Origin of the sequence: Nostoc sp. TCL240-02 (assembly GCF_013343235.1) — a bacterium.
In the GTDB taxonomy this organism is placed as follows: Bacteria; Cyanobacteriota; Cyanobacteriia; order Cyanobacteriales; family Nostocaceae; genus Nostoc.
Genome location: NZ_CP040094.1, coordinates 1 through 2,500 on the forward strand (window position 1 = coordinate 1; position 2,500 = coordinate 2,500).

Sequence of the window (2,500 nt, forward strand, 5' to 3'; positions counted from 1 at the left end):
TTTTGGAGAAAATAGTTGACACAAGGGGGTGTGTTCGCTATATTGAATAAGTGCCTGAAGCGGAGAGCTTAAAAGCGACCGCGACAAGGGATACCGAACCTTGAAAATATTATAGTTTGAAAGCGATTATACAGCAAGTGTATTGCGTCAAGCAAATAAAAATAACTAAGCTGAAGTTAAAAAAGAGCAGCTGAGTATTGAGCTAATAAAGCAAACACTTCAAAACGGAGAGTTTGATCCTGGCTCAGGATGAACGCTGGCGGTATGCTTAACACATGCAAGTCGAACGGTGTCTTCGGACACAGTGGCGGACGGGTGAGTAACGCGTGAGAATCTGGCTCTAGGTCTGGGACAACCACTGGAAACGGTGGCTAATACCGGATGTGCCGAGAGGTGAAAGGTTAACTGCCTAGAGATGAGCTCGCGTCTGATTAGCTAGTTGGAAGTGTAATGGACTCCCAAGGCGACGATCAGTAGCTGGTCTGAGAGGACGATCAGCCACACTGGGACTGAGACACGGCCCAGACTCCTACGGGAGGCAGCAGTGGGGAATTTTCCGCAATGGGCGAAAGCCTGACGGAGCAATACCGCGTGAGGGAGGAAGGCTCTTGGGTCGTAAACCTCTTTTCTCAGGGAAGAACACAATGACGGTACCTGAGGAATAAGCATCGGCTAACTCCGTGCCAGCAGCCGCGGTAATACGGAGGATGCAAGCGTTATCCGGAATGATTGGGCGTAAAGCGTCCGCAGGTGGCAATGTAAGTCTGCTGTTAAAGAGTCTAGCTCAACTAGATAAGAGCAGTGGAAACTACATAGCTAGAGTACGTTCGGGGCAGAGGGAATTCCTGGTGTAGCGGTGAAATGCGTAGAGATCAGGAAGAACACATAGGTGGCGAAGGCGCTCTGCTAGGCGTAACTGACACTGAGGGACGAAAGCTAGGGGAGCGAATGGGATTAGATACCCCAGTAGTCCTAGCCGTAAACGATGGATACTAGGCGTGGCTTGTATCGACCCGAGCCGTGCCGTAGCTAACGCGTTAAGTATCCCGCCTGGGGAGTACGCTTAAGCAACGGTGAAACTCAAAGGAATTGACGGGGGGCCCGCACAAGCGGTGGAGTATGTGGTTTAATTCGATGCAACGCGAAGAACCTTACCAAGGCTTGACATGTCGCGAATCTTCTTGAAAGGGAAGAGTGCCTTCGGGAGCGCGAACACAGGTGGTGCATGGCTGTCGTCAGCTCGTGTCGTGAGATGTTGGGTTAAGTCCCGCAACGAGCGCAACCCTCGTTTTTAGTTGCCAGCATTAAGTTGGGCACTCTAGAGAGACTGCCGGTGACAAACCGGAGGAAGGTGGGGATGACGTCAAGTCAGCATGCCCCTTACGCCTTGGGCTACACACGTACTACAATGCTCCGGACAGAGGGCAGCAAGCATGCGAATGCAAGCAAATCCCGTAAACCGGAGCTCAGTTCAGATCGCAGGCTGCAACTCGCCTGCGTGAAGGAGGAATCGCTAGTAATTGCAGGTCAGCATACTGCAGTGAATTCGTTCCCGGGCTTGTACACACCGCCCGTCACACCATGGAAGCTGGTAGTGCCCGAAGTCATTACTCCAACCATTCGTGGAGGAGGATGCCTAAGGCAGGACTGGTGACTGGGGTGAAGTCGTAACAAGGTAGCCGTACCGGAAGGTGTGGCTGGATCACCTCCTTTTAGGGAGACCTACACCCCTTACATATCGAAAAACATACAGTTAAATAGATAGTAAGTTGGTCATTCCTTAGGTCGGTCGCAGACATGAGCAAAATATAAAAAGCTTTCAAACTATGATTTGGTTCGTTTAGGGGCTATTAGCTCAGGTGGTTAGAGCGCACCCCTGATAAGGGTGAGGTCCCTGGTTCGAGTCCAGGATGCCCTCACCTGAATCAATTAAAGATGTAAAATTAAAAATTAAAAATTTCAGATAACTTCTTTAATTTTTAATTATCAATTTTTAATTTTTAATTGTATCTGGGGGTTTAGCTCAGTTGGTAGAGCGCCTGCTTTGCAAGCAGGATGTCAGCGGTTCGAGTCCGCTAACCTCCACCTGTGGCGATTGCCATTGAAAAAAGAGTGAGAGTTCAGCAACATGACACTCGTGTCAGACTGCTGAGTTGAATCTCAGCCAGAACCTTGAAAACTGCATAGAAACGCGAAATTAGCAGGCAGACACAGACATTGAGAGTACTGAGTGCCTCGGGTTAGAGTGCTGATTAAAGTCAGTGCGAAGTCAGGGGGTAAGCAGAACTAACTATTTGTGAATGCAAATTGTGAAACACCAAATGAATTGAGTGGTCAAGCTAATAAGGGCTAACGGTGGATACCTAGGCACACAGAGGCGACGAAGGACGTGGTTACCGACGATATGCTCCGGGGAGTTGGAAGCAAACATTGAGCCGGAGATTTCCGAATGGGGCAACCCTATATACTACCTGCTGAATATATAGGCAGGAGAGAGCCA

At 49.4% G+C, this 2,500-nt stretch carries 2 tRNA genes and 2 rRNA genes (1 of these 4 cut by a window edge); all 4 read left to right on the plus strand.

The features are described 5' to 3' along the window. Positions 1-221: 221 nt before the first annotated feature. Positions 222-1,713, plus strand: a 16S ribosomal RNA gene (locus tag FBB35_RS00005). Between the two features lie 130 nt (positions 1,714-1,843). Then, positions 1,844-1,919: transfer RNA gene (locus tag FBB35_RS00010), tRNA-Ile, on the plus strand. Between the two features lie 93 nt (positions 1,920-2,012). Further along, positions 2,013-2,085 (plus strand) — tRNA-Ala (locus tag FBB35_RS00015). 247 nt (positions 2,086-2,332) lie between these two features. Beyond that, positions 2,333-2,500, plus strand: a 23S ribosomal RNA gene (locus FBB35_RS00020); it runs 2,722 nt beyond the window's last position. Together the 16S and 23S rRNA genes with 2 tRNA genes alongside form the textbook arrangement of a ribosomal RNA operon.